This is a genomic window from Variovorax nivicola (genome assembly GCF_051216475.1).
Lineage (GTDB): Bacteria > Pseudomonadota > Gammaproteobacteria > Burkholderiales > Burkholderiaceae_C > Variovorax.
In genome coordinates, this window is record NZ_JBPJZK010000002.1 from 34,738 (window position 1) to 59,667 (window position 24,930).

At 67.4% G+C, this 24,930-nt stretch carries 21 protein-coding genes; 10 read left to right on the forward strand and 11 right to left on the reverse strand.

Annotated features, from left to right (window positions below; translation table 11 throughout):
- Nucleotides 1–67: 67 nt before the first annotated feature.
- The gene (locus tag ACSFBF_RS08715) at nucleotides 68–937 is read left to right on the forward strand and encodes a UDP-2,3-diacylglucosamine diphosphatase (protein ID WP_435466024.1); all 870 of its coding nucleotides are present in this window, start codon (nucleotides 68–70) and stop codon (nucleotides 935–937) included.
- 19 nt (nucleotides 938–956) lie between these two features.
- Here the strand turns inward: ACSFBF_RS08715 and ACSFBF_RS08720 are convergent, their stop codons facing one another.
- Nucleotides 957–1,193: a hypothetical protein gene (locus tag ACSFBF_RS08720; protein WP_435466026.1), complete on the reverse strand. Its 237-nt coding sequence runs from the start codon at nucleotides 1,191–1,193 to the stop codon at nucleotides 957–959.
- 244 nt (nucleotides 1,194–1,437) lie between these two features.
- On the opposite strand from ACSFBF_RS08720, the gene ACSFBF_RS08725 reads away from it, so the two are divergent.
- The 4 genes from ACSFBF_RS08725 (at nucleotide 1,438) to ACSFBF_RS08740 (ending at nucleotide 6,189) form a co-directional block, all read left to right on the forward strand.
- Nucleotides 1,438–2,637: an acyl-CoA dehydrogenase family protein gene (locus ACSFBF_RS08725; protein WP_435466028.1), complete on the forward strand. Its 1,200-nt coding sequence runs from the start codon at nucleotides 1,438–1,440 to the stop codon at nucleotides 2,635–2,637.
- A gap of 9 nt (nucleotides 2,638–2,646) precedes the next feature.
- Nucleotides 2,647–3,780, forward strand: a complete 1,134-nt coding sequence (locus tag ACSFBF_RS08730) for an acyl-CoA dehydrogenase family protein (RefSeq protein WP_435466030.1) — start codon at nucleotides 2,647–2,649, stop codon at nucleotides 3,778–3,780.
- Nucleotides 3,781–3,876: 96 nt separating this feature from the next.
- Nucleotides 3,877–4,989 carry a CaiB/BaiF CoA transferase family protein gene (locus ACSFBF_RS08735; protein ID WP_435466032.1) on the forward strand — a complete coding sequence of 371 codons (1,113 nt, stop codon included), beginning with the start codon at nucleotides 3,877–3,879 and terminating at the stop codon, nucleotides 4,987–4,989.
- 39 nt (nucleotides 4,990–5,028) lie between these two features.
- Nucleotides 5,029–6,189, forward strand: coding sequence for an acyl-CoA dehydrogenase family protein (locus ACSFBF_RS08740; protein WP_435466034.1), 1,161 nt, complete (start codon nucleotides 5,029–5,031; stop codon nucleotides 6,187–6,189).
- Between the two features lie 16 nt (nucleotides 6,190–6,205).
- On the opposite strand, the gene ACSFBF_RS08745 is transcribed toward ACSFBF_RS08740, so the two are convergent.
- The 4 genes from ACSFBF_RS08745 to ACSFBF_RS08760 form a co-directional block, all read right to left on the reverse strand.
- Entirely contained in the window at nucleotides 6,206–6,583 is a 378-nt protein-coding gene (locus ACSFBF_RS08745) for a hypothetical protein (protein ID WP_435459091.1), read from the reverse strand.
- A 73-nt stretch (nucleotides 6,584–6,656) separates the two neighbouring features.
- Nucleotides 6,657–7,475, reverse strand: coding sequence for an AP2 domain-containing protein (locus tag ACSFBF_RS08750; protein ID WP_435466036.1), 819 nt, complete (start codon nucleotides 7,473–7,475; stop codon nucleotides 6,657–6,659).
- Between the two features lie 218 nt (nucleotides 7,476–7,693).
- Nucleotides 7,694–8,524, reverse strand: coding sequence for an AP2 domain-containing protein (locus tag ACSFBF_RS08755; protein WP_435466038.1), 831 nt, complete (start codon nucleotides 8,522–8,524; stop codon nucleotides 7,694–7,696).
- A 182-nt stretch (nucleotides 8,525–8,706) separates the two neighbouring features.
- Nucleotides 8,707–11,391 carry a winged helix-turn-helix domain-containing protein gene (locus tag ACSFBF_RS08760; RefSeq protein ID WP_435466040.1) on the reverse strand — a complete coding sequence of 895 codons (2,685 nt, stop codon included), beginning with the start codon at nucleotides 11,389–11,391 and terminating at the stop codon, nucleotides 8,707–8,709.
- 105 nt (nucleotides 11,392–11,496) lie between these two features.
- On the opposite strand from ACSFBF_RS08760, the gene ACSFBF_RS08765 reads away from it, so the two are divergent.
- The 4 genes from ACSFBF_RS08765 (at nucleotide 11,497) to ACSFBF_RS08780 (ending at nucleotide 18,723) form a co-directional block, all read left to right on the forward strand.
- Complete coding sequence (locus ACSFBF_RS08765) at nucleotides 11,497–12,279, forward strand: SDR family NAD(P)-dependent oxidoreductase (RefSeq protein WP_093056669.1); 783 nt, start codon at nucleotides 11,497–11,499, stop codon at nucleotides 12,277–12,279.
- A 145-nt stretch (nucleotides 12,280–12,424) separates the two neighbouring features.
- Nucleotides 12,425–16,219 carry a patatin-like phospholipase family protein gene (locus ACSFBF_RS08770; protein WP_435466042.1) on the forward strand — a complete coding sequence of 1,265 codons (3,795 nt, stop codon included), beginning with the start codon at nucleotides 12,425–12,427 and terminating at the stop codon, nucleotides 16,217–16,219.
- A 99-nt stretch (nucleotides 16,220–16,318) separates the two neighbouring features.
- Nucleotides 16,319–17,497: an acetyl-CoA C-acetyltransferase gene (locus tag ACSFBF_RS08775; RefSeq protein WP_435466044.1), complete on the forward strand. Its 1,179-nt coding sequence runs from the start codon at nucleotides 16,319–16,321 to the stop codon at nucleotides 17,495–17,497.
- Between the two features lie 56 nt (nucleotides 17,498–17,553).
- Complete coding sequence (locus ACSFBF_RS08780) at nucleotides 17,554–18,723, forward strand: GGDEF domain-containing protein (protein ID WP_435466046.1); 1,170 nt, start codon at nucleotides 17,554–17,556, stop codon at nucleotides 18,721–18,723.
- 9 nt (nucleotides 18,724–18,732) lie between these two features.
- Here the strand turns inward: ACSFBF_RS08780 and ACSFBF_RS08785 are convergent, their stop codons facing one another.
- The 5 genes from ACSFBF_RS08785 to ACSFBF_RS08805 form a co-directional block, all read right to left on the reverse strand.
- Complete coding sequence (locus tag ACSFBF_RS08785) at nucleotides 18,733–19,614, reverse strand: DMT family transporter (protein WP_435466048.1); 882 nt, start codon at nucleotides 19,612–19,614, stop codon at nucleotides 18,733–18,735.
- Between the two features lie 36 nt (nucleotides 19,615–19,650).
- On the reverse strand, nucleotides 19,651–20,430 hold the full coding sequence (locus tag ACSFBF_RS08790; RefSeq protein WP_435466050.1) for a helix-turn-helix domain-containing protein: 780 nt from the start codon (nucleotides 20,428–20,430) through the stop codon (nucleotides 19,651–19,653).
- A 40-nt stretch (nucleotides 20,431–20,470) separates the two neighbouring features.
- Nucleotides 20,471–20,716 carry a hypothetical protein gene (locus tag ACSFBF_RS08795; RefSeq protein ID WP_435466052.1) on the reverse strand — a complete coding sequence of 82 codons (246 nt, stop codon included), beginning with the start codon at nucleotides 20,714–20,716 and terminating at the stop codon, nucleotides 20,471–20,473.
- Nucleotides 20,717–20,780: 64 nt separating this feature from the next.
- The gene (locus ACSFBF_RS08800; RefSeq protein ID WP_435466054.1) at nucleotides 20,781–21,575 is read right to left on the reverse strand and encodes a phosphodiesterase; all 795 of its coding nucleotides are present in this window, start codon (nucleotides 21,573–21,575) and stop codon (nucleotides 20,781–20,783) included.
- Between the two features lie 36 nt (nucleotides 21,576–21,611).
- Nucleotides 21,612–22,283 carry a nitroreductase gene (locus ACSFBF_RS08805; protein ID WP_435466056.1) on the reverse strand — a complete coding sequence of 224 codons (672 nt, stop codon included), beginning with the start codon at nucleotides 22,281–22,283 and terminating at the stop codon, nucleotides 21,612–21,614.
- Between the two features lie 122 nt (nucleotides 22,284–22,405).
- Here ACSFBF_RS08805 and ACSFBF_RS08810 point away from each other — a divergent pair, with 122 nt between their 5' ends.
- Complete coding sequence (locus ACSFBF_RS08810) at nucleotides 22,406–24,046, forward strand: 3-(methylthio)propionyl-CoA ligase (protein WP_435466058.1); 1,641 nt, start codon at nucleotides 22,406–22,408, stop codon at nucleotides 24,044–24,046.
- Nucleotides 24,047–24,264: 218 nt separating this feature from the next.
- Here the strand turns inward: ACSFBF_RS08810 and ACSFBF_RS08815 are convergent, their stop codons facing one another.
- A complete protein-coding gene (locus tag ACSFBF_RS08815) occupies nucleotides 24,265–24,735 on the reverse strand; it encodes a hypothetical protein (RefSeq protein WP_435466060.1) in 471 nt (156 codons plus the stop codon).
- Nucleotides 24,736–24,930 lie beyond the last annotated feature (195 nt).

Consider the following 24,930-nt stretch of genomic DNA (forward strand, 5'->3'; position numbering starts at 1 on the left):
CATAAGTCATCGGGATGTCACGGAGGTGCCATCGTATGGTCATGCGGCAGTGGGAGCCTACCCGTCCATGCAACGCGACGACGCCTTCCTTCGTGCATGGCACGACACCGCGACCCGGGCCCTCGACCCCGAGGACGAAGATCGCGTGCGTCCACCCCTGCAATTCCGCACCCTCTGGATCTCCGACCTGCACCTGGGCACACCCGGCTGCCAGGCGCGTGCACTGCTCGACTTCCTCAAGCACACCGAGTGCGAGACCCTGTTCCTGGTCGGCGACATCATCGACGGCTGGCAGCTCAAGCGCCACTGGTACTGGCCGCAGGCGCACAACGACGTGATCCAGAAGCTGCTGCGCAAGGCGCGCAAGGGCACGCGCGTGATCTTCATTCCGGGCAACCACGATGAGTTCGCCCGCAAGTACCTGCATCACAACTTCGGCGGCATCGACGTGGCCGAAGAGTGGATCCACGAGACGGCCGACGGCCGCAAGCTCTGGATCATCCACGGCGACCTGTTCGATGGCGTCATCCAGTGCGCCAAGTGGCTCGCCTACGTGGGCGATTCGCTCTACGAGTTCACGCTCAAGCTCAACCGCCACCTCAACTCGCTGCGCGCGCGCATGGGGCTGCCGTACTGGTCGCTGTCCAAGTACCTCAAGGGCAAGGTCAAGCGCGCGGTGAGCTACGTGGGCGACTTCGAAGTGGCCGTGGCCCGCGAAGCCCGCAAGCGCGGCGCACAGGGCGTGGTCTGCGGCCACATCCACCATGCCGAGATGCGCGACATCGACGGCATCCTCTACTGCAACGACGGCGACTGGGTCGAGAGCCTGACGGCGCTGGCCGAGCATGCCGACGGCACGCTGGAAATCATCGACTGGGCGCAGCACATGCCCGTGCCGACAAAGGCTACGCCGCAGCGCGAAGCCGTCGCCGCCTGAGCCTGTCCGAGCAGGCCGGTCAGCCCTTGCGGCCGGGGTCGTTCGTCGTATGGCCGAGCTGCTCGCGCCAGGCGTCGTAATGCCGAAGCATGCTCTTGCCCACCTCGTCCATCCATAGCCACCAGTCCAACGCGAGGTTCTCGGGGCCGTCGGGTTCCAGTGGATTCTGGAAAAGGGTGGCGGGCGGTTCCGGCAGTTCGTAGTCGCACAGCCGTTCGACGCTGCTGTGCGGGAAGCCGGGAATAACAGGATTCACTGCGGTGCTCCTTCGAGGGCGGCGCGTTCTCGGGCGCCCGGAACAACTCCCGCACGCATTGGAGCAGGAACCGGAACGCCGACGTATCGGATTATCCCGAATGAAAACAAAAGTCCACGGAAAGCCGTAACTTTCCGGGTGCCATGCCACACGCGGCCACGTTCGTCCGATCCGACGATGCCGCACGCCCCCGCGGGCATCACACTCGGCCGGTGCATTTCTTCGACAGGAGACGACAAACACCATGGCCTGGGCACTCACGGCGGCGGAGACCGCATTCCGCGACGAGGTTCGAGATTTCCTGGCGCGTGAGCTGACGCCCGAACTGCGCGCGGCGGGCCGGCGCTGCTCCGGCATCTTCACCGACTACGAATACGGCAACCGCTGGCACCGCGTTCTTGCCAAGCGCGGCTGGAGCGTGCCGCACTGGCCGGTCGAGCACGGCGGTACCGGCTGGACGCCGATGCAGCACTACATCTTCGCGGCCGAGCTTGCAGCCGCCGATGCGCCGCCGCGCGCACCCATGGGCCCGGGCATGGTCGCGCCGGTGATCATCGCCTTCGGCACCGAGGCGCAGAAGCGCACGTGGCTGCCCGGCATCCGCTCGGGCGAGGACTACTGGTGCCAGGGCTACTCGGAGCCGCAGTCGGGCTCCGACCTGGCCTCGCTGCAGTGCAAGGCGGTACGCGACGGAGATCACTACGTCATCAACGGCACCAAGATCTGGACCACCCACGCGCAGTACGCCAACCGCATGTTCTGCCTCGTGCGCACCACCTCGGGCGGCAAGCCGCAGCAGGGCATCAGCTTTCTGTGCTTCGACATTCCCGCTCCGGGCATCACCATCCGGCCGATCATCAGCATCTCGGGCGACCACGAGCTGAACCAGGTGTTCTTCGACGACGTGCGCGTGCCGGCCGACGGACTCATCGGCGAGGAGAACCAGGGCTGGACCATCGCCAAATACCTGCTGCAGCATGAGCGCGGCGGCGCATGGGCGCCGATGCTGCGCGCGCGCCTGCGCCGGCTGAGCGCCGCGGCGGATGCAGCCTTTGCAGCTTCCGGCGGCGATGCGCACGAAGCCGACGACATGGCCTTGCGCCTCGCCGAAGCCGAGTGCGCCATCGACGCCCTCGAAGCCACCGAACTGCAATCGCTGCGCGCGCAGGCTCGCGGTGAGCAGCCGGGCATCCGCCCATCGATGGGCAAGGTGCTCGGCTCCGAGCTGCGCCAGCGGCTGACCGAGCTCGGCGTGGAAATCGCCGCCCACTACGCCGCCGCCGACCTGCCGCTGGACGACGGCCTGCATTCGGGCGAGCTGCCGATTCCCGAAGACGCCGTGTTCTCGATGTCGGCCTACCTCAACGACCGCGCGGCTTCCATCTACGCGGGCTCCAACGAAGTGCAGCGCAACATCGTCGCGGCGCATCTGCTCGCGAACTGAGGCCTGTCCATGAGCACCCTCACCGAACGCGACGACACCCTCGCGATGCTGCGCGACAGCCTCGCGCGCTACCTCGACGACAACCACGGCTTCGAGCAGCGGCTGTACGCGCTGCGCAAGGCTGACGATGCGCCTCCGCCGTTCTGGCAGGGCCTGGCCAGCGAGCTCGACCTGCTGGGCGCGGCGCTTCCCGAGTCGCAAGGCGGTCTCGGCGGCGGCATGGCCGCGCACCTCGCGATGATGGAAACACTGGGCGGCGCGCTCGCTGCCGAGCCGTATCTGTCGACGATGGTGATCGGCGCGGGCCTGCTGCAGCGCCACCCCGGCGCGCAGGCCGATGCGCTGCTGAAGCGCATCGTCACGGGGCAGGCCGTGCTCGCATTCGCGCACGGCGAGCCGCAGAGCCGGCATGACCGCGCGGACGTGCAGACCGAACTCGCGCGTGACGGAAACGGCTTTCGCCTGAATGGCCGCAAGGCCGTGGTGCACGCCGCGCCGTGGGCCAGCCACTTCATCGTGAGCGCGCGCAGCGGCGCCGGGCTTTCGCTGCTCGTCGTGCCCAAGGAAACAGCCGGCGTGCGCCTGCGCGCCTACCCCACCCACGACGGTGGCCGCGCCGCCGACATCGCCTTCGACAGCGTCCGCTTGCCCGCTGATGCACTGCTCGGTGCCGAAGGCAGCGCGCTGCCGCAGATCGAGCGTGCGCTCGACGAAGCCACGCTCGCCATCTGCGCCGAATCCATCGGCGTCATGCGCCGCCTGATGCGCGACACACTCGACTACGTGCGCCAGCGCAAGCAGTTCGGCGTGCCGATCTCCAGCTTCCAGGTGCTGCAGCACCGGCTGGCCGACATGCACATGGCGCTGGAGCAGGCAGCGGCGCTCACCGCGAGCGTCGGCGAGCACATCGACACGGCCGGCGATGACGAACGAGCCCGCGCGGTGTCTTCCGCCAAGGTCGCCGCCGCCAAGGCCTGCAGGGCCGTGGGGCAGGGCGCGGTGCAACTGCACGGCGGCATGGGCATGACGGAGGAACTGGCGGTCGGCCACTACGTGCGCCGCGCCACGCTCATCGAGGGCCAGTTCGGCCCGCCATCGTGGCACCTGCGCCGCGTGGCGAAGCTGCGCGCCGCCGCAACGTAGATGGCAATGTAGATATAGCGGCCCGCATTCGTCGCTTTGGACGATGCAGCCCCGCCGCCCTCGCGCCAAGATGCCTCCACACACAGGAGACAGACCATGGCAGGTCCACTGCAAGGCCTTCGGGTGATCGAGATGGCGGGCATCGGCCCCGGGCCCTTCTGCGCGATGCTGTTCGCCGACATGGGCGCGGAGGTTGTCCGCATCGAGCGCCCCGGCACGCGCACCGCGCCGCACGACATCCTCGCGCGCGGGCGCAGCACGCTGCAGGTCGACCTGCGCGCGGAAGGCGCGGCGCAACGCGTGCTCGACGCCATCGAGAAAGCCGACGTGCTCATCGAGGGCTTTCGCCCCGGCGTGATGGAGCGCCTGGGCCTCGGCCCCGCCGAATGCCATGCGCGCAACCCGCGCCTGGTCTATGGCCGCATGACCGGCTGGGGCCAGCACGGGCCGCTGGCGCACGCGGCAGGACACGACATCAACTACATCGCCATCAGCGGCGCGCTGCACGCCATCGGCCGTGCGGGCGAGCCGCCGGTGCCGCCGCTGAACTACGTGGGCGACTTCGGCGGCGGCGCGATGCTGCTGGCCTTCGGCATCCTCGCCGCGCTGCACGAGGCGAAGAACTCGGGCCAGGGCCAGGTGGTCGATGCAGCCATGACCGATGGCGCGGCGCTGCTGTCGGCCATGATGTACGGCTTCAAGTCGGCCGGCCAGTGGAGCAACCAGCGCGGCGAAAACATGCTCGACGGCGGCGCGCACTTCTACGACACCTACGCCTGCGCCGACGGCAAGTACGTGGCCGTGGGCGCCATCGAGCCGCAGTTCTACGCGCTCATGCGCGAGCGCTGCGGCATCGCCGACGACACCACCTTCGACGCGCAGATGGACGCCGACCGCTGGCCGCTGCTCAAGCTGCGCATGGCCGACGTGTTCCGCACCCGCACGCGCGACGAGTGGTGCGTGCTGCTCGAAGGCAGTGACGCCTGTTTCGCGCCCGTGCTCGACTGGGACGAGGCCCCGGAGCACCCGCACAACGTGGCGCGCGGCACCTTCGCCAACGTGGGCGGCGTGGTGCAGCCCGCGCCCGCGCCGCGCTTCAGCCGCACCGCGCCCGTGGTGCCGCCGGCCGTTGCGCGCGACGACGGCTCCACCGTGCTGTGCCGCTGGGGCGTGGCGGCGGATGCCATCGCCATGGCCCGCGGCGGCTGACCTCCCCCTCAAGACCGCAAGACAACAAAGGAAGACAACATGCCCATCGATTTCCGCCGCTCCTGGAGCGACGAAGACCTGGAGCTGTACCGCGACAACGTGGTGCGCTTCGTCGAGACCGAAGTGCTCCCGTACGACGAGGAGGCCCGCAAGCGCGGCCACGTGGGGCACGAGGTGTGGCGCAAGGCCGGTGCCCTCGGCCTGCTGTGCGCCGACATTCCCGAGGAATACGGCGGCGCGGGTGGCGACTTCCGCCACGAAGCCGTGGTCTACGAAGAGATGTCGCGCCGCGCCCTCACCGGCATGGCGACTTCGGTGCACGCCATCGTGGCGCACTACTTCCTCAACCACGGCACCGAGGCGCAGAAGCTCCATTACCTGCCGCGCATGGCGCGCGGCGAGCTGGTGGGCGCCATCGCCATGACGGAGCCCGGCGCGGGCTCCGACCTGCAGGGCGTGCGCACCCGCGCCGAGAAGACGAAGGATGGGAAGGACGGCGGCTACCTCATCAACGGCTCCAAGACCTTCATCACCAATGGCTACCTCGCTGGCGTGGTGCTGGTGGTGTGCAAGACCGATCCCACGCAGGGCGCCAAGGGCACGTCGATCCTCATCGTCGAGACCGAGGGCTGCAAGGGCTTTCGCGTGGGCCGCGTGCTCGACAAGATCGGCATGAAGGCGCAGGACACCTCCGAGCTCTTCTTCGACGACGTGCGTGTGAGCGCCGATGCTTTGCTGGGCGGTGTGGAAGGGCAGGGCTTCTTCCAGCTCATGAGTGATCTGCCTTACGAGCGCACCATCATCGGCCTGAGTGCGCTGGCCACCATGGAAGGCGCCTACCAGGCCACGCTCGACTACGTGCGCGACCGCAAGGCCTTCGGCAAGCCGATTGCCGAGTTCCAGAACACGAAGTTCAAGCTGGCCGAGATCGCCACGCAGATCAAGGTGGGCCGCGCTTTCATCGACCGCTGCGTGGAAGACCTCGTGGCCGGCAAGCTCGACACCGCCACCGCCTCGATGGCCAAGCTCTGGGGCTCGGAGGCGCAGGGCCGCGTGATCGACGAGTGCCTGCAGCTCTTCGGCGGCTACGGCTTCATGAACGAGTACATGGTGGCGCGCATGTACGCCGACGCCCGGGTGCAGCGCATCTACGGCGGCACCAACGAGATCATGAAGGAAGTGATCGCCAGGGCGCTGTGAGCCTTGGCGTGTTCAGTCACGACAACCGCCGGATCTCCGCCCGCGCAATCTCGCGGTGGGGGTACGACGGCGAGAGGCCGATGAACTGCGTGTACTTCTCGCGCGCCGCGTCGGTGTGGCCCGCGTCTTCCAGCTCCAGCGCTTCCAGCGTGAACTGGGTGAAGAGCCGGTTGGCATCGTTCTCGCGCGCCGACGCGGCCAGCGACTTGGGCTGCAGTTCAGGCTGCGCGGCGTAGATCTGCCGCTGCACTTCGATCACCTCGATCAGTGCGCGGCCGATGCGCTGGATGTTCTCGTCCACGGGGTCGAGGCCGGTGGCCCGCACATCCGCTGCGGCCTGGTCCAGCAGGTGCGAGGCCACGCGCAGCAACTGGTGGAGCTGCTTGTGCGTCATGGGTGGGCCGCTCCGCGCACGCAGCAGCTTTCGGGCTTCGCCGCTTCGGCGAAGCCGGTTTCGTGCGGGGCCCTCATCCGTTGTTCCGCTTGGCGCTGGATGCCGCCGCCCGTGCGCGCGGCTTGCGCTGCGAGGCTGGCTCTGTCGCCTGGGTTGCGGCTTCTTCCTCGGAACGCAGCTTCTCGCCGAGCTGGCTTGCCCGCTCGGCGATGGCCAGGCTCTTGGCCATTTCGGCGCCGTGCACCTTCACCGAGAACGCCTTGCTCACGCTGCCCTTGCCCGTGCTGTAGGTAATGGCCAGCCAATAGCCGGGATGGCTGGGGTTGGGCGTCTTGAAGTGAACGCCGCTCACACCGCTGGTGTTGTTGCGCCGGGTGATTTCCGATTTGGAGCGCTTGGCCGTGCGCGGCCCGGGCGGATGGGCCGACAGCCCCATGCGGATCGCCTCCTCGGCCGGGTGTATGCGCGCCAAGCCCGTCATGCGCTTGAGCTGCTGCGCGCGCTCCTGGATCGCCAGCGCCTGCGCGTCGTCGCCCAGATCCGCGACGGAGAAGTCGGTGCGAAGAATTTCGTCGGGTGCGATGTAGGTCTTGGCCATCCACGCCCGCACCCGGCCGCCCGGTGCGAGATGGTGGAACACGCCCGGCACGCCGGTGCTGTTGTTGGTGCGGTGTTTCTCGGCCCGTTCGCGGCGCGCCTGCGGCGGTACGCTGCGAACGATGAAGTCGCGCCAGTCCTGCGCGTGGAGCAGGGCCTGTTCCGCGCCGCCGTAGCTGGCCTTGCCGAACAGCCTGTGATGGCGAACGCCGTTGCGAACTATGGAAACCTCGAAACCCCAGGACCTGGAGTAGATGCCGTACATGGCTGCCGGGTTGGGGATACCTTTGGGCATTCTCGACGTGATGCTGCTGCTTTTGCACTCAGTTTTGCTGAGTCTGATGGGCTCCCCGATTCGCTCGTCGCTCATCGGCGCGCGCATTTCGCAGCTATTTTGGCTCAAGCGCCATGACGATTCCGCGGAAGCGGTCATGCCCGGGGCAATGTCGGGGACAGGGCGTGCGTTTTCACCGGCCCTCACGCGAACGAGGCCGGTTCCGGGAGACGGCACTTTCACTGCGGCGGCCTCGCCTCGGCGGTGGCCATGCCGTGCTGGCGAGCGCCTTGCTGGGCGCCCTGCCGGAAGGAAATGGTGAGCGAGTCGTTGGCGGGGGCGGTGCCCGACACCAGCTTCTGCTCGAGCTGGCGCTCGCGCTCCTCGATGGCCAGCAGCTTGGCCTTCTCGGGCCCGTGCTCCTTGATGGAGAAAGCCTTGCTCACACTGCCCTTGCCCGCGGTGTAGGTAATGGCGAGCCAATAACCCGGGTGGCCCGGATTGGGCGCCTTGAAATGCACACCGCTCACGCCGCTGGAATTGGTGCTGCGCCTGATCTCGGACTTCGAGCGCTTGGGTGCCAGCAGTTCGGAGTGGCTGGCCGGCGGGCTCTTGCGGATCGTTTCCTCAGCCGGATGCAGCTTCGCCAGCCCGGCCATGCGCTCCAGCTGCCGCTCGCGCTCCTCGATGGCCAGCGCCTGCGCGGCCTCGCCCACCAGATTCACGGGAAAGTCGGTGCGCAGGATCTCGTCCTGTCCGATATAGGTCTTGGCGACCCAGGCACGCACCCTGCCGCCCGAGGCGACCTGGCAGAACACGCCGGACACGCCGGTGGTGTTGTTGATCCGCAGCTTCTCGGCCCGGGTGCGCCGCGGCACTGGTGGCACGCTGCGCACCACGCCGTCGCGCCAGTCCTGCGCCTGCAGCAGCGCCTGCTCTTCGCCGCCGTAGCTGGCGCGGCCGAACTGCTTGTAGTAGCGCGTGCCATTGCGCACGATCGACACCTCGAAGCCCCAGGCACGAGGGTAGATGCCATACATGGCGGCGGGGTTGGGAATACCTTTGGGCATGGTGGCTTCGGCTTGCGTCGCTCTCTGTTGCTTGCGGTACCGCAGCATTCGGAAGGCGCGGTTCCTGAGAGGGATGCTAGGGATTGCGAGGCGGCCGGGGTATCACCGGAATCCGTAGTAATCGTGACTGCCGAAGTCACTGCTGAATAACAAAGTTCTACATCGAGGGCCGAGGCAGGCTGCTACCTGATCACCCCGAGCCTGCGCGCGATTGCCACCGCCTGCGTCCGGCTCTTTGCGTCCAGCTTCATGTTGATGTTGCGCAGGTGCGTGCGCACCGTGCTGTCCGACACGAACAGCTTCTCCGCCATTGCGTTGTTCGAGTAGCCCTCGGCAAGCAACTGCAGCACGCGGATTTCCTTGCGCGTCAGCGGCTCCTTCATGGCGTCACCGGCCGGCGCCTCTGCTTCGCCTGTTGCCGCCGGTCCCACGGCTTGCAGCAGCCGCTGCAGATGGTCCGCCAGGATCGGGTCGTTGGTGCTGCCGCTGCGCGCGCTCTCATGCTGCGCCGCCGCATACCGATGCACCAGCATTCCCACGGCCGGCCCTTCGTCGAGGATCAGCCGCATGAACCCTTCCTGGCTCGCCGTCTGCAGCACTTCGCCGAATTCATCGACAGCGGCGGCCACGTCGCCCACACGCTGCAGTGCCAGCGCGCGCAGCACCTTGAGCTTGAGCACGCGCCGGTTGCGGGCCGAGGCCAACGCGGCGTGCAACTCCGCGTCGAGCACGCCCAGCGCGCCGCGTGCGTCGCCGAAGGCGATCTCCCAGCGTGCCTTGGCCAGCGCGAGGTAGTCCAAGTCGTGCGCCGGAAGGCGCTGCCGCTGCTCGCGTTCCCACAGCGCGGGGTCGTCGGCGCGCAGCAGTTCGTCGTGCGATGCGGGCCCGTTGCCCTGCAGCAGCAGCATGCGCGAGCGTTCCAGCTTGGCGCCCGCCACCACGCGCGGCAACTGGCGGTGGTGGCCCAGGTATTCGAGCTCGGTCAGGGCCTGGAAGGCCGCGTCGATGTCGCCCGCATGGAAGGCGAGCCGAGAGCGCATCACGTGGCTCAGGATCATGTGGTCGGGCAGGCCCACGTCGCGCGCCAGCGGCAGGTACACGTTCAGCAGGTGCTCGGCCTGCACGAGCTGGTTGGTCTCGTACACGGCGCCTGCGTACAGCACGCCGGCCCATGCATTGCCGTGGCTGTGGTTGTACGACACCGCATGCGTCGAATCGACCGCCATGCGCAGCCGCGCGGTGGCCTGTCGCAGCCGGCCTTCATGCAGGTCGAACAGGCCCGCCAGCGACTCGGTGTACATGCGATTGAAGGTGCTGTTGCCCTGCTCGCGCCGAGCCACGTCGAGCAGGCGCCGCGCCTCCTGCTGGTCGCCGCGCACGGCCAGGATGTGGGACATGGCGTTGAGCAGCACGCTGTCGGCAAAGGCCAGGCCGGTGGGCAGGCGTGCCAGGCTCGGGCGGCCGGCTTCGTAGGCCTCGTCGTGCCGGTCTTGCATGGCCAGCAGCAGGGGCACGAGCGTGTGGGCGCTGGCGCGCACTTCGGCAATGGGGCTGTCGAGGCAGCCCGACTGCTCCAGCTGCCGCATCGCGTCCCACGGGCCGTGCGTGAAGCAGGTGGCCCACAGCGAGATGGGTTGCAGGAACGGGTGTTCGCGCAGCTGGTGTTCAGGAATGGCCGAGAACCAGCGCGCCAGCATGCGCATGCGGCCCTGTTCGAGGAACTGCGCCGCGTAGCTGTCGAGCAGGGTCAGCGCATACGGATGGTCGCCGCCTTCGATGGCATGGTCGATGGCGGGCACGGGGCGGTCGTGCGCTTCGTACCAGCCCGCGGCCGCGAGGTGCAGGCGCTCCAGCTCGCCGGGTTGCTCGCGCGCCAGTTGCGCGCGCAGGAAGTCGGCAAACAGGCTGTGATAGCGCCATGCATCGCCGTCGCCGCTCACGGGCGTGACGAACAGGTTCGACGCGGCCAGCTGTTCAAGGATGGCCGCGCAGTCCACGCGCGGGCAAAGCGCCTGGCACACCGAGGCGTCGAGCTGCCGCAGGATGCTGGTGCGCAGCAGAAAGTCGCGTATCTCCTGCGGCTGGTGCGCGAGCACGTCTTCGGCCAGGTAGTCGGCCACGGCGCGGTCGGAGCCTGAGAAGCGTTCGACAAAACCGCTTGCGGTGCCATGCCGCTCCAGCGCCATCGACGCAAGCCAGATCGCGGCCACCCAGCCTTCGGTCTTGCGGTGCAGCTGCGACAGCATGTCGGCCGGCAACGCCTGGGTTGCCTGGGCTGCCTGCGCCTGGCGCAGGCTGAAGAAGGCGCTGGTTTCTTCCAGGCTGAAGCGAAGGCGGTCGGTGTCGATCTCCATCAGTTGGCCGCGCGCGCGCAGTCGCCCCAGGCTCAGGTCGGGCAGGCTGCGCGAGCCGATCACGATCTGCCCGCGCCGCGGCAGGTGCTCGATGATTTCGCGTACCAGCCCCAGCACGGCCGGCTCCTGCACCCGTTCGAAATCGTCGAGAAACAGCGTGAAGGGCGAGTCGTGCGCGGCCAGCGCGGCCACAGCATCGAAGGGCGCATTGGCGAGTGGCTCTTCCACGCCCAGGCGCTGCACGGCCTCGGCCAGGCAGGCGAGAAAGCGCGAGACGTCGTTGTCGGCGCGGTCCAGCGTGAGCCATGCGGTGGCGATGCCTTGCGCCTCCATGCGCTCGCGGATCTGCGCCATGGCCGTCGTCTTGCCGAAGCCGGCCGGCGCTCGCACGAGCACCAGCTTCACGGCTGCCGAGGCGGTCTCCTCGCTGATCGCGGTGCGCAGCACCTGCGTGGCAACGAAGGCCGGGGGGTTGAGCTTGGTTTCGAGAATCCGGGGTGTGGGGGACTGCATGCGGTGCTGCTGAAATCCCGTCGTTTCCGACGATGTGTGCGGCTGATTCTGCTTCCTAAACTGGCTGTGGACAAACCCGTCAAGACACCTGAAGGACACCAGCAGATGCAACTCGATTCCAGCATTGCAGCCGTCGTCACCGGCGGCGCCTCGGGGCTTGGCGCCGCCACCGCGCGCCGCCTCGCCAGCCACGGCGTGAAGGTCGCGCTGTTCGACCTCAACGCCGAGCAGGGCGAGGCCCTGGCGAAAGAACTGGGCGGCGTCTTCTGCAAGGTCGACGTCACCTCCGAAGAACAGGTCGACGCGGCCTTCGCCAAGGCACGCGCGGCGCATGGGCAAGAGCGCGTGCTCGTCAACTGCGCCGGCACCGGCAACGCGGTGAAGACCGCGAGCCGCGACAAGGCCACGGGCGAGATCAAGCACTTTCCGCTCGCTAATTTCGACCGCATCATCCAGATCAACCTGGTCGGCACCTTCCGCTGCATTGCCAAGTCGGCGGCCGGCATGCTCACGCTCGACATGCTGCAGGACGGCGAGCGCGGCGCCATCGTCAACACCGCCTCGGTGGCGGCGCAGGATGGCCAGATGGGCCAGGCGGCCTATACCGCGTCGAAGGCAGGCATCGTCGGCATGACGCTGCCGATTGCGCGCGACCTCATGAGCGAGGGCATCCGCGTGAACACCATCCTGCCGGGCATCTTCGACACGCCGCTGCTGCAGGGCGCGCCCGACAACGTGAAGGCCGCGTTGGCGGCGTCGGTGCCGTTTCCGAAACGGCTGGGCAACCCGGCGGAATACGCGACGCTGGCGGAGCTGATGATCACCAACGGCTATTTCAACGGCGAAAGCGTGCGGCTCGACGGCGCTATCCGCATGGCGCCGCGCTGAGCGGTTCGACCCTCCGCACGCTCGCGCACGGACATACCTCTAATGGGGGATGCGCAGGCGCGCACCTTCCGATTGAATTCGCAGCCAGAGGCAGCACGGTCGGGCGACGCATCGGCCGTACCAGGTGTCACTGGAGGGGAATTCGATGAGCGCTATCGACGAAGAGGTGACCAAGCGCCGTGCCGCGCTGGGTGATCCCGCCTTGGAGGGGGCGGAACGCAAGTGGGGGCTCGCGCTTTCGGGTGGGGGCATTCGCAGCGCAACCTTCTGCCTCGGCGTCTTCAGCGCGCTCGCGCGGCGAGGGGCGTTGCTGCGCTTCGACCTGATGTCCTCGGTGTCGGGCGGCGGCTATGCAGCCTCCATGCTCGGGCGGCTCTTCAGCCGGGCGCGCAATCGCGCGGACCTCGAGCGCATCCAGGACGAAGTCGGAAAGGCCGGGTCGAGCTGGTTCATCTGGTGGCTGCGCGCCAACGGCCGCTACCTGATTCCCCGCGGGCCGCTCGACCGCACCTTCGCGGTGGCGCTGTACCTGCGCAATCTGCTCGGCGTGCACGTGGAGCTGGGCCTGGTGTCCGTGCTGGCCGGGCTCGCGCTGGCCTTTGTGAATCTGGTGGTCTGGTGGGGCATGGCGGAAGTGGGGTACCTGCCCGGCATTGCGGGCTACTTCCAGTGGCTGGCCGAGTGGCTGCCGTCGTGGACCCCGGTGGTCTGGCTGGCGCTGCCGGTGATAGGGGCTTTCGTGCTGGTCCATACGTCGGCTTATTGGGCGGTGCCGTGGGTGGCGGCCACGCGCAAGAACGGCAATGTCTGGAGGATCTGCCTGGGCGCGCTGGTCGCGAGTGCCCTGCTGCTCGGGCTGGGCCTGAAATTCGGAGATATCCGTAGCGAGACCGGCGACGATCTCAGGAACTTTCTCTGGGGCGGTTTCGGCGTGCTGATCGCCGTCTGGTTCTTTGCCGTGCGCATGGCGGATGGCGTGTTGACGGAGTCCGAAGACCGCGGCACCCACCAGCCGCAGTCCGACAAGGCGCGGAACCTCTTGACGAACAAGCTCGCCATCAGTTTTCGTGTGCTGATCGTCGTGCTGGCGGTCGGCCTGGCCGACCGGCTCGCGTGGCATGTGGCGTTCCAGCAGATCGGGCTGGCGAGCGCGGGCATTTATCTCGCGATGGCAGCGGCAGTGTTGCGTGCGGTGCTGCCGCTGGCGTCGAGCCTGGTGCCGGGGCGGTCGACGTCGAAGGGCCTCATGGCCATTGCGCATCTGCTGGGCTATGTGATGGCCTTCCTGCTGTTCGCGTGGTGGGTGTCGCTGGTGTACAAGGCCGTGCTGGGCGGGCTGTTCGTGCCGCGCCAGGACCTGGCGTTTTCCGATGCATGGCGCATCTGGGGGCTGCTGCTGGTGCCGGCCGTGAGCTATCTCTGGTTCACGGGCAAGACGCCGGCGTTCCTGAACCTCTCGTCGCTGCATGCCTTCTACCGGGCACGGCTGATCCGCAGCTATCTGGGTGCGGCCAACGCGCAGCGTTTCGGCCAGCCTTCGGCGCAGGGCGCGTACGGGGTTCTGGGGGCGTTGGACTCCGTGCCGGCCGTGTTCCCGCCAAACCTGGACACCGCTTCGGTCAACACCATCGTTGCGGACGATGACGCCGATCTTGCGCACTACAAGCCGCAGGCCCCTGGAGGGCCGGTCCACCTGCTCAATGTGTGCCTCAACCAGACCAAGGACCCGAGGGGGCAGCTCTTCAACCAGGACCGCCGTGGCCTGTCGTTGACCGTGGCATCGGGCGGCTTCATGCGGGTGGGGCAGGAAGAGTGGAAAGAGCTGAAAGGCAGCGACACGCCGATGACGCTCGGCAGCTGGATGGCGGTGTCGGGTGCCGCCGTGGCACCGGGCCTGGGCAAGCTCACGCGCGGCGGGGTGGCTGCACTGCTCGTGTTCGCGGGCGTGCGGCTGGGCTACTGGTGGCGCCAGCCGGAGAAAGACAAGAAGCATTGGTCGGATTTCCTGACCAAGTCGTGGGGCCTGATGCGCGAGACGCTGGCGATCTTCGAGGGCAAGGAAGGCCGCGACTGGTTCATGACCGATGGCGGGCATTTCGAGAACACCGGCGCCTACGCGTTGCTCTCGGAGCGCGCGGAAGTCATCGTCGTAGTGGATTGCGGAGCCGACCCCGACTACACCTTTGGCGATGTCGAAAACCTGGTGCGCAAGGCGCGCATCGACTTGCAGGCCGACATCGAGTTCCTGCGGCCCCGGCGGGCACTGCCGGGCGAGGTTCCGCGCGGGCTGGCGTCGGAGCCCTCGGGCTTCTACGGTGCGCTGCACGCATTTGGCTCGCTGCAGGAGCTGGCCTCGAACGCGAGCAATGCCTGCCTGGCAGTGGCCCGGATCAACTACTCCGACAGGGACGGGGTTGTGGAGGTGGGGCCGAAGCTCAAGCGCGAGCGCGGAATCCTGCTGATCGTCAAGCCGAACATGTGCAAGGGCCTGCCCATCGATCTTCAGAACTTCAAGCGGGCGGCGCCAACCTTTCCCCAGGAAACGACCGCCGACCAGTTCTTCTCGGAGGCGCAATGGGAGAGCTACTTCCGGCTCGGGCAGGTCCTGGCGCATGACCTGAGCCCGGCATTCATCGAAGCTCTGCGCGCGGACTGCGTCAAGAACGAGCCAGCGCATTTCGTGCCGGACGACTGCTCGGTGGCTCTGTCGAGCGCTGCGCTGAACGGCGACGAAAAAACGGCGCGCGGGCGCATCATCGGCAGCGTGGGCGCTACGGCGGTGGGCGCGTCGATCGGGTTGGGCGCGGCGGCGACGCTGGGTGTGTCCGCGTGGCAGGCGATCGACAGTGTGAAGGTGGGGAGCGCCAGCCGCGTGGACAGGGAGCGCAAGGCGCTCGATGAACTGAGCGATCTCTGGAGCAAGCTGCCTGCGGCTCTTCCTGCGAATGCCAGGCCGACGCAGGTCGCTCCCCAGCTCGAGGCGCTGGCCAGCGAACTCCTCAAGACCGCGGACACGCTGTGCCCGGTCGGCGAGGTGGATTGGTTCAAGCGCTCCGAGCTGGCCAGGCGCATCTACGCGGACACCCTCAGCGAGTGCCGCAAGGTGGTGCCCTATGTCTTTTCTCGCGCTTGCAAGGGGCTTGTGGAGGCAGAGCATCCGGAGGCGCAGAGCAGGCTTGCCGTCTGCCTCAAACAGGAGCCGGGCAAGACTTCCAAGGAGCCGCTGCCGCGCTATTGGGGCTATGACTATTCGGCCGCGGCGCCGCTCGATGGCATGCACCTTTGCAGCCCATTCCGCGCCGAATTGCTTAAAGCCCGCAATCGGTATCTGGCGGATTACGGAGAGGCCGACGATCAGAGCGCTTCACCGTCCGGGAAGGATGCAGGAGCGTCGGAATCGAACGACCTTGGCGCGCGACGCGCATGTCCCAAGGTAGAGGCGACGCCAGCCGGGGCCCCGCCGCCGGCGGTTTCTCCTGCCGCGATTCCACCAGCACCAGCTGCGTCGTCGCCCGCACCTGCCGCATCGTCGCCTTCTGTTGCACCACCAGCGCCAGTCGCTCCCGCTGCGACGCCTGGCAGCGAGGCCGCGAGGAGCGAGTCCTGCAAGGGCGAGAGGGTCTACATCCAGATTTACGACGGCAGCCAGAGAGACAGCGTACGTACCTATCGTGAGCGTTGGCAGCAAATAGGCGCCAGCGTGCCGCCGATCGAAGACGTCACGGAGTCGGCGCGCAAGAACAACCTCCCGCCGCCGAGGCAGGTGAGCCAGCCCACGGTGCGCTATCACGACAAGGCGTCGATCGGTTGCGCCTACGCGCTGCTTCGCGAGGTGGGCTACCCCAATTGGCTCGTGGAACAGCTGTCCCCCCGACTCAAGCCGAGCAATCGCACCATCGAGGTCTGGATTCCGACCTCGGCGTCATTGCCCGCGAAGTAGGGGTACCCAAAACCGTCCGTTCCGACGACGCCGCGCCGCGGCGCGGCATCAACAATGCTCCGATCTGCCGTACTGTGATCACGCAACCGGAGAATTTCCATGCCCGAAGCATTCATCGTCGCCGCCGCACGCACCGCCGGAGGCCGCCGCAACGGCCGCCTCGCCGGCTGGCACCCGGCCGACCTCGCCGCGCAGGTGCTCAACGCCCTGGTGGAACGCACCGATGCCGACCCGGCACTGGTCGAGGACGTCATCATGGGTTGCGTCGACCAGGCCGGCGAGCAGTCTTCCAACATCGCGCGCAACGCGGTGCTGGCGTCGAAGCTGCCCGAATCGGTGCCGGCCACGTCGGTCGACCGCCAGTGCGGCTCTTCGCAGCAGGCGCTGCATTTCGCGGCGCAGGCCGTGATGTCGGGCAGCATGGACATCGTCATCGCCGCCGGCGTTGAAAGCATGACGCGCGTGCCGATGGGCATGCCCGTCACGCTGCCGCTGAAGAACGGCCTGGGCTTCTACGTGAGCCCGCTCATGGCGCAGCGTTATCCCGACGTGCAGTTCAGTCAGTTCACCGGCGCCGAGATGATCGCGAAGAACTACGGCATCGAGAAGGACGAGCTCGACCGCTACGCGCTCGAAAGCCACAGGCGCGCCATTGCCGCCACCCAGGCCGGCCTTTTCGAACGCGAGATCGTGCCGATTGCGGTGCGCATGGCCGACGGCACGGAGCCCGGCGAGCTGCACACCACTGACGAGGGCATTCGCTACGACGCCACGCTGGAGAGCATCGCGGCCGTCAAGCTCATTGCCGAAGGCGGGCGCTGCACGGCCGCCACCGCCAGCCAGATCTGCGACGGCGCGAGCGGCCTGATGGTTGTGAACGAGCGCGGCCTGAAGACGCTGGGCGTGAAGCCGCTCGCACGCATCCATCACATGAGCGTGATGGGGCACGACCCGGTGATCATGCTGGAGGCGCCGCTGCCCGCCACGCAGCGCGCACTGAAGAAGGCGGGCATGAAGATCGAGGACATCGACCTGTACGAAGTCAACGAGGCCTTTGCACCGGTGCCGCTGGCCTGGCTGCAGACGCTGGGCGCCGACCCGGCCCGGCTGAACGTGAACGGCGGCGCCATCGCGCTGGGCCACCCGCTGGGCGCCTCGGGCACCAAGCTGATGACCACGCTGGTCCACGCGCTCGGCCAGCGCGGCAAGCGCTACGGCCTGCAGACCATGTGCGAAGGCGGCGGCATGGCCAACGTGACCATCGTCGAGCGGCTCTGAGCGCGGCGCGCCCGCGCTCCTGGCGGGGATTGCCGATGCCAACATAATCGGCCCCCATGGGCCCGTCGCCATCCATCCTCGATCCCCGCTCCGTCATCCTGCTGGCCGGGGTCATGGGCGCCGTGATGGCGCTCGTGCTGTTCTTCATGCGGCGCAGCTACCCGCCCACTATCAAGGGGCTGGACGAGTGGTCCCAGGCGCCGCTCATGGCGTTCGTGAGCACCATGCTGTTTGCAGCGCGCGGCTTCTTTCCGGACTTCCTCACGATCGTCGTCGCCAACTTCGTGCTGTACCAGGCTTGCATCCTGTACTACGCGGGCAGCCAGAAATTCTTGCTCGGGCGCCGCGACACCCGGGGCTGGACGCTGTTGAACGGTTTCCTGGCGCTGGCCATGTTCTGGTTCAGCAGCGTGAAGCCCGACTTCGAGACCCGCCTGCTGCTCATTACCCTGGCGGTGTCGGCGCTGTTCTTCTTCCACGCCCAGCTGTACATGCGCCACAAGGGCCGGGTGTTCGGCAAGCAGCTGATGATCGGCCTGCTGCTGGCGCAGGCGCTGGTGGCCGGCCTGCGTTTCGTGTCGGCAGTGGCGGGGCTCGCGGGCAGCAGCCTGATGGACGGGACGTGGATCCAGGCGCTCTACATCAGCATGTACTCGTTCACCGTGCTGCTACTGTCCATCGCCGTCATCCTCATGGCCACAGACCGGGTGCACACCGAGTTCGAATACCTGGCCACGCGCGACCCGCTTACCGGCGCGCTCAACCGGCGTGCGCTGCTGGACGCCTGCGGCGCCGTGTTCGCCTCGGGCCGTCGGCGCATGGCGCTGCTGATGGTGGACCTGGACCACTTCAAGGACATCAACGACCGCTTCGGCCACCAGATGGGCGACGCGGTGCTGCGCGAGGCCGTCGGCCGCATGCAGCGCGCCATCGGCGACAAGGGCCTGCTCGGGCGTTATGGCGGCGAAGAATTCGTGGTGCTGCTGCCCGATGTTGGCAAGACCGAGGCGATGGAGATCGCCGCGCGCCTCAAGCAGAACATCGACGAGCCGTTCCCGGCCGATTCACCGATGGCCGCTGTCGGCTCGATGGCGGTGAGCATCGGCGTGGCGGCCAGCGAGAGCGGCACGGGTAGCACAGGCGTTGACGATGTGCTGGCGCTGGCCGATGCCGCGCTGTATCGCGCGAAGGCGATGGGGCGGGATCAGGTGATTGCTGCGGCCTGAGGGTTGTTGTCAGCGCCGCACCGCGCCGCTCGCCAGCACGATTCCCGGCACCACCAGCGCCAGGGCCAGAAGCACCGCACCGGTCACAGGCTCGTTCATCCAGACCGCCGCGCCCAGCGTGGTCAGCACCGGCACCAGCGCTGCCGAGAGCGACGCGCGAGGCGCGCCGAGCCGCGAGACGGCCACCATGTAGACCACCAGCCCGAGCACTCCCGCGGCCACGCCTTGCGTCGTGGCCTGCAGCGCGACATCGGACCATGGCGCGCTGAGCAGCAATCGCGGCGCGCCGGCGATCGACAGCACAGGCAACAGCAGCAGCGCCGACCATCCGTTCACGAACGCCGCGCCCTGCCACGGCGTGAGCCCGCAGTGCGCGAACGCGAGAGAGTGCACGGCCCACAACATGGCCGCCGCAAGAAAGAGCAGATCACCACGCCAGTCGAGCGAGCCGCCGCGAAAGCTCCCCGCAGCGAACAGCGCCATGCCGATGGCGATGCAGGCCAGCCCAACAAGCCTGAGGCCCTCGACCTTGTGCCCCTTGTGAAGCCACGCGCCGATGGCTGTGAAGAGCGGCAGGCTGCCCGCCATGAAGATGCCCATGTGGCTCGCGGGCGCCCATTGCGCGCCGGCCAGCACCAGCAGCCCGAAGGGCAGGCCGCCGCCGATGACGAGCAGCGCGAGCACCAGCAGCGAGGCCTTCGGTGCGATGCGCTTGCTGCCGAACCAAAGCGGCGCGAGCAGCAGTGCGGGAATGCCGTAGCGCATCAGCGCCAGCTCCATCGGCCCGAGCGTGGTGGTCACGCCGTGGCGCGAGACGAGTTGCCAGGCGCTGCCGATGAAGGCTGCGGCCAGCGCGGCGAGCAGGCCGGCGGAGAGATTGCGATCCATCATCGCGGCGAGTCTCGCGACCGCGCCGCGCGGCGGCTATCAAATTCGTGCGCTGCCGACGAGCATGCGGCGGGCTTCGCCCAGCGTCACGCCCACTTCGCGGCGGAACACCGCGCCCAGGTGGCTCTGGCTGCAATAGCCGAAATCGTGCGCGATGCCCGCGAGGTCGCTGTCGCCATCGACGAGCCGCTCCATGGCTGCTGCGAGCCGAAGATGCTGGCGGTACTGATGAAGGCTGAGGCCAGTCTGCTGCCGGAAGCTGCGCGCCAGATGGAACGGCGAGCGCGAGACCGCATCGGCCACTTCGTGCATCGAAAGCTTCGCGTTCCGGTCGGCGGTTTCCGCGAGCAGCCGCTTCGCGCGCATGACTGCGCCCGTCAATGGCAACTGCCGGCGCGACATGCCAAGTTCATCGACCAGTGAAGCGATGGCACTTGCACCGGCATCGCCTGCGCGCAGTTGCTGCTGCGCCGCATGAACCCGGTACAGCGACCGTGGCGACAGGAGGCAGAACACAGGTGCTGCATCGGCGCGAGACGGCCGGTGCCGGCTCACGACCATGCTGTGCCGGGCCGCGTGCGCCACCGGCCGCAGCTGATAGACCATGGCGTCGCAGAACTGCATGGCGGTCAGTCCGTCGACCAGCCAGGTGCCGTCGCCTGAGCGCACATCGAGCACTGTGCGGCCTACCGGGAAGATGATGCGCCGCGATTCCAGCGTGTAGGGCCTGCTCCATTCGGGCCCCTGATGCGTGTGGGAGCGCACGTGCTCCACGGTGAACTCGTGTCCGGCGTAGAGGAGGGTGCGTTCCTGGGGCATGGCGGCATTCTGCGCGCGCGCATGATTGGACAGCCGCCGATTACTCGTCGCCCCAGCGCCAGCGCGGCGGCTCGCCCTTGATCCAGCAGACTGCGGCAAACGCGATGGTCAGGCTTGCGACGGCCGTGAAGAACAGCAGGGGTTCCTGCCCGGGGTGGATGGACCACACCGCCGTCACCAGCAGCACAACGTACACGGCCGCCACCACCCAGCCTTGCCAGCATGTGGGCAGGCCCCAACCCCAGCCGTAGCGTTTGGCGGGAAACCAGTAGGGGTGCTCTTGCATCACATCTCCTCGTTGAATGGCGGGATTCTGTCCGCCTTGCCTGAAGAGTTCCTGAGCTTCTGCCTCATGCAAACGGGTAAGGCCCTTCCATCTTCCCGATGTGGCTCACATGGCTCACCATGCCGTGTGCTTCGTTCCACAGGTGCAGCATGCAGCCCGGCCGGCCCATGTAGGAGGCCGGTGCTGCACCCGCGGCCAGCTGCAGCGCGATCTCGGTCGTGCTGCTCGGGCACGAACACACGACCGTCCCCGCCCAGCGCCGCAGCATGGTGCGGTGCACGTGGCCGCACAGCACCAGCTCGATGTTGGGGGCGCTGCGCACAATGGCTTCGAGCGGCGCCGTGTCCATGTAGCGGTACGTATCCATGTAGGGAATGCCGCTCATGAAGGGCGGGTGATGCAGCATCAGCAGTGTCGGCTTGATGCGGTCGGCTTCGAGCGTGCGCTGCAGCCACTCCAATCCTTGCGCATCGATGCCGCCGTGATGAAGACCGGGAATGCACGAGTCCAGCGCCACGATGCGCACTGGGTGGTCGTCGATGCAGTAGTGCAGCGCGCCTTCGGCCGGCAGGTACGCATGGTCCGCGAAGGCTGCACGAAAGTTCTCGCGGTGGTCGTGGTTGCCGGGAATCACGAGGTACGGAATCGTCAGCTTCGCGAGCAGGCGCCGCACCTGCGCGTATTCCTCGGGCTGGCCTTCGTCGACGAGGTCGCCGGTCAGCAGCAGCAGGTCGGGCTTACGGTCGAGCGCGTGCACGTGGTCGATGGCTTCCTCGAACATGCGGTTCGAATCGGCCACGCCCTGGTAGAGCTGGCCGGCTGGGCGGATGTGGGGGTCGGAGATCTGTGCGATGAGCATGCCGCATCATCAAGCACGATTCGTTCCCCGCTGGATTCAGATGCCGACGAACTCGGCCACCTCGGCCAGCGGCGCGCGCTCGGTCACCAGCGCATCGAGCGGCCGGCTGCGGTCGGCATAGCCGATGGACATGCCCGTGAACAGCATGCGCTCGGGCGGCAGCGCGATGAAGCGGCCGATGGTCTGCGGGTAGATCGCCCAGCACTCCTGCGGGCAGCTGTCGAGCCCTTCGCCGCGCAGCAGCAGCATCACGTTCTGCAGCATCATTCCCAGGTCGGACCACTGCGGTGGGCCCATGCGGCGGTCGACGCTGCAGAACAGCGCGAGCGGCGCGCCGAAGAACTGGTAGTTGCGCGCAAACCATTCGCGGCGCGCGGCCTTGTCTTCGCGCGGAATGCCCAGGCGCGCATACATCGCCTCGCCCACGGCGAAGCGGCGGTCGCGGTACGGCGCGACAAGCTCGCGCGGGTAGATGTCGTACTCGCTGCCTTCGCCGGTGGGCGCCTCTTGCACGCGCGTGCGCATGATCGCCTTGAGCTCGGTGAGTTTTTCTCCGCCCACCACATGCAGATGCCACGGCTGCAGGTTGCCGCCCGAAGGCGCGCGCAGCGCCTGCTCGACGACGCGGCGGATGACATCGCCGGGCACCGGCGTGTCGAGAAATTCGCGCACCGAGCGGCGGGTGGCGATGGCGTCCTGAACGTTCATGCAAAAGTCCTCTTGAAGGGCCATGCTAGGGGCAACCCTCGAACGACCTCAATCGTCTGTTCCGACGATGCGGCGCTGAGTGGCGGCTGCCTAGCATCGCCCCAGCGTACAGGAGACAAAACATGTTCGGATTGATGCAAGACCGCCCGCTGCTGATCTCGTCGCTCATCGACCACGCAGCGACCTTCCACCCGCACGCCGAAGTCGTGGGCCGTACGGTGGAGGGGCCGGTGCACCGCACCAACTACGCGGAGATACAGCGCCGCGCCAAGCAGGTGGCCAACGCGCTGAAGACGCTTGGCATCGAACCCGGCGACCGCGTGGGCACGCTCGCGTGGAACACGTATCGCCACCTGGCGCTGTACTTCGGCGTGTCGGGTTCGGGCGCGGTGCTGCACACCGTGAACCCGCGGCTCTTTCCGGAGCAGATCGACTACATCGTCAACCACGCCGAAGACAAGGTGCTGTTCTTCGATGCAAATTTCGCTCCGCTGGTCGAGAAGCTCGCGCCCGGCCTGAAGTCGGTGCGCGCCTTCATCGCCATGACCGACCGCGCGCACATGCCGGCCATCGATGTGCCTAACCTACTGTGCTACGACGAACTCATCGGCGCGCAAAGCGAGACCTACGCTTGGCCAGAGTTCGACGAGCGCACCGCCTCGTCGCTTTGCTACACCTCGGGCACCACCGGCAACCCGAAGGGCGTGCTGTATTCGCATCGCTCCACGGTGCTGCACTCGCTGATGGAGTGCGCGCCCGACACCTTCGGCGTCAACTCGCAGATGACGCTGCTGCTCGCGGTGCCCATGTTCCACGCCAACGCATGGGGCATGCCCTACGCGGCCGCGATGACCGGCATGAAGCTGGTCATGCCCGGCCCGCACATGGACGGACAAAGCCTGTACGAGCTGATGCGCGACGAGAAGGTCGGCTTCTCGCAGGCCGTGCCCACCATCTGGCTGATGCTGTTCCAGTACTTCGATGCGCACCCCGAAATCGACACGCGCGCCATCGGCCTCAAGCGCATCGGCGTGGGTGGCGCGGCCACGCCGCGCAGCATGATCGAACGCTTCGAGCGCGACTTCGGCGCCGACTTCGTGCAGGGCTGGGGCATGACCGAGACCAGCCCCATCGGCGTGATCGGCAACCTGCTGCCCAAGCACCTGTCGATGCCGAAGGAAGAACAGATGCGCGTGAAGATGCGCCAGGGCCGCGGCGTGTGGGGTGTGGAACTGAAGATCGTCGGCGAGGACGGCCAGCGCCGGCCGCACGACGGCAAGGCCTTCGGCCATCTGCACGTGCGCGGCCCATGGATTGCGAGCGGCTACTTCAAGAGCGAGGGCGGCCCGGTGCTCGACGCCGAGGGCTTTTTTCCGACAGGCGACGTCGCCAACATCGACGAAGACGGCTACGTGCAACTGGTCGACCGCGCGAAAGACGTCATCAAGTCGGGCGGCGAATGGATTTCTTCCATCGACCTCGAGAACGCGGCGAGCATGCACCCGGCCGTGGCCGAAGCAGCGGTGATCGGCATCGCGCATCCGAAGTGGCAGGAGCGTCCGCTGCTCATCGTGGTGAAGCGTGCGGGCGCGGAGGTGACGCGCGAGGAACTGCTCACTTTCCTTGCGCAGCGCGTCGTGAAGTGGTGGCTACCGGAAGACGTGGCTTTCGTCGACACGCTGCCGCATACAGCCACCGGCAAGTTGCTCAAGACCAAGCTGCGCGAGCAGTTCAAAGGTTACGTTGCAACGACATCTGTTTGACGGTTTGATGACTTGTTCGATATTTCTGTGGACAACTCTGTGAGTTGTGGGTGGAGGCGCAGAGGCGAAGCGAGGATTGGCGTGGCTTCCCACCACGTTGCCTGTTGAATAGGCAGCCCTTCGATGGGGGAGGTCGAAAGGCATAGGGTGGGCGCGTATGTATACAAATAAGGGGGGCGGTCGGCGTCGACTCCCTCCTATAACTGGACACCGCGAAACTATCTGGTGCCCCGCGCCAGCTGAGCCCGCCCGAACGGCGTGATGCGCCGGATCACTGCCAGTTCCTGTGGCTCGCTGCTGTCCTTCCACGCCAGCACCGGGCTGATCGCGGCATCGACGAACCCGGCCTGCTTCAGCGCCTCGATGCAGTTGATCTCCTGCGCGTCGTCCACGCGAAGCGGGAATGTCGAACGCTCGATCATGCGCAGGTAGTGGAGCGGTTCGATGCCCGTGCGGGCCGGCTTCGGTGGTGCGTCAGTGCTGCCGTTGCGGCCGCGCAGGTTGTCGATCTCGGCGTGCCCCTCGTCGGTGATGCAGACCACCAGCGCCGCCTGCGCCAGCCTGTAGCTGCCCCCGGTGTCGAAAGCCGGGTCGATGGCTGCCTCGATCAGGCCGGTTGCTTTCAGGACGGAGACGCGTCGCACGTCCTGCGGGTCCGTCACGTGCATTGGCAGGCGAGCATGTTCCAACTGGAGAAGGTAACTGAGCGGCACCGAAGATCCCCTGTCTACGTTTTCCCCGGCCGTCAATGCCGCGTCATGCCGTCCAGCCAAAGCAGGGGCAGCAAGAACGCCCCCCGACTTCCTGGACAACTCATGCGCCCCGGGACCAATCCAGCCCGTGAGGGTGTTGGTCGGGAAGGGTGTGAATTGTGAATATTTGTC

Bases quoted from the DNA above. Each gene is read 5' to 3' on its own strand.
- ACSFBF_RS08715 (WP_435466024.1), top strand. From the start codon at position 68: ATGCAACGCGACGACGCCTTCCTTCGTGCATGGCACGACACCGCGACC.
- ACSFBF_RS08725 (WP_435466028.1), top strand. From the start codon at position 1,438: ATGGCCTGGGCACTCACGGCGGCGGAGACCGCATTCCGCGACGAGGTT.
- ACSFBF_RS08730 (WP_435466030.1), top strand. From the start codon at position 2,647: ATGAGCACCCTCACCGAACGCGACGACACCCTCGCGATGCTGCGCGAC.
- ACSFBF_RS08735 (WP_435466032.1), top strand. From the start codon at position 3,877: ATGGCAGGTCCACTGCAAGGCCTTCGGGTGATCGAGATGGCGGGCATC.
- ACSFBF_RS08740 (WP_435466034.1), top strand. From the start codon at position 5,029: ATGCCCATCGATTTCCGCCGCTCCTGGAGCGACGAAGACCTGGAGCTG.
- ACSFBF_RS08745 (WP_435459091.1), bottom strand. From the start codon at position 6,583: ATGACGCACAAGCAGCTCCACCAGTTGCTGCGCGTGGCCTCGCACCTG.
- ACSFBF_RS08750 (WP_435466036.1), bottom strand. From the start codon at position 7,475: ATGCCCAAAGGTATCCCCAACCCGGCAGCCATGTACGGCATCTACTCC.
- ACSFBF_RS08755 (WP_435466038.1), bottom strand. From the start codon at position 8,524: ATGCCCAAAGGTATTCCCAACCCCGCCGCCATGTATGGCATCTACCCT.
- ACSFBF_RS08760 (WP_435466040.1), bottom strand. From the start codon at position 11,391: ATGCAGTCCCCCACACCCCGGATTCTCGAAACCAAGCTCAACCCCCCG.
- ACSFBF_RS08765 (WP_093056669.1), top strand. From the start codon at position 11,497: ATGCAACTCGATTCCAGCATTGCAGCCGTCGTCACCGGCGGCGCCTCG.
- ACSFBF_RS08770 (WP_435466042.1), top strand. From the start codon at position 12,425: ATGAGCGCTATCGACGAAGAGGTGACCAAGCGCCGTGCCGCGCTGGGT.
- ACSFBF_RS08775 (WP_435466044.1), top strand. From the start codon at position 16,319: ATGCCCGAAGCATTCATCGTCGCCGCCGCACGCACCGCCGGAGGCCGC.
- ACSFBF_RS08780 (WP_435466046.1), top strand. From the start codon at position 17,554: ATGGGCCCGTCGCCATCCATCCTCGATCCCCGCTCCGTCATCCTGCTG.
- ACSFBF_RS08785 (WP_435466048.1), bottom strand. From the start codon at position 19,614: ATGATGGATCGCAATCTCTCCGCCGGCCTGCTCGCCGCGCTGGCCGCA.
- ACSFBF_RS08790 (WP_435466050.1), bottom strand. From the start codon at position 20,430: ATGCCCCAGGAACGCACCCTCCTCTACGCCGGACACGAGTTCACCGTG.
- ACSFBF_RS08795 (WP_435466052.1), bottom strand. From the start codon at position 20,716: ATGCAAGAGCACCCCTACTGGTTTCCCGCCAAACGCTACGGCTGGGGT.
- ACSFBF_RS08800 (WP_435466054.1), bottom strand. From the start codon at position 21,575: ATGCTCATCGCACAGATCTCCGACCCCCACATCCGCCCAGCCGGCCAG.
- ACSFBF_RS08805 (WP_435466056.1), bottom strand. From the start codon at position 22,283: ATGAACGTTCAGGACGCCATCGCCACCCGCCGCTCGGTGCGCGAATTT.
- ACSFBF_RS08810 (WP_435466058.1), top strand. From the start codon at position 22,406: ATGTTCGGATTGATGCAAGACCGCCCGCTGCTGATCTCGTCGCTCATC.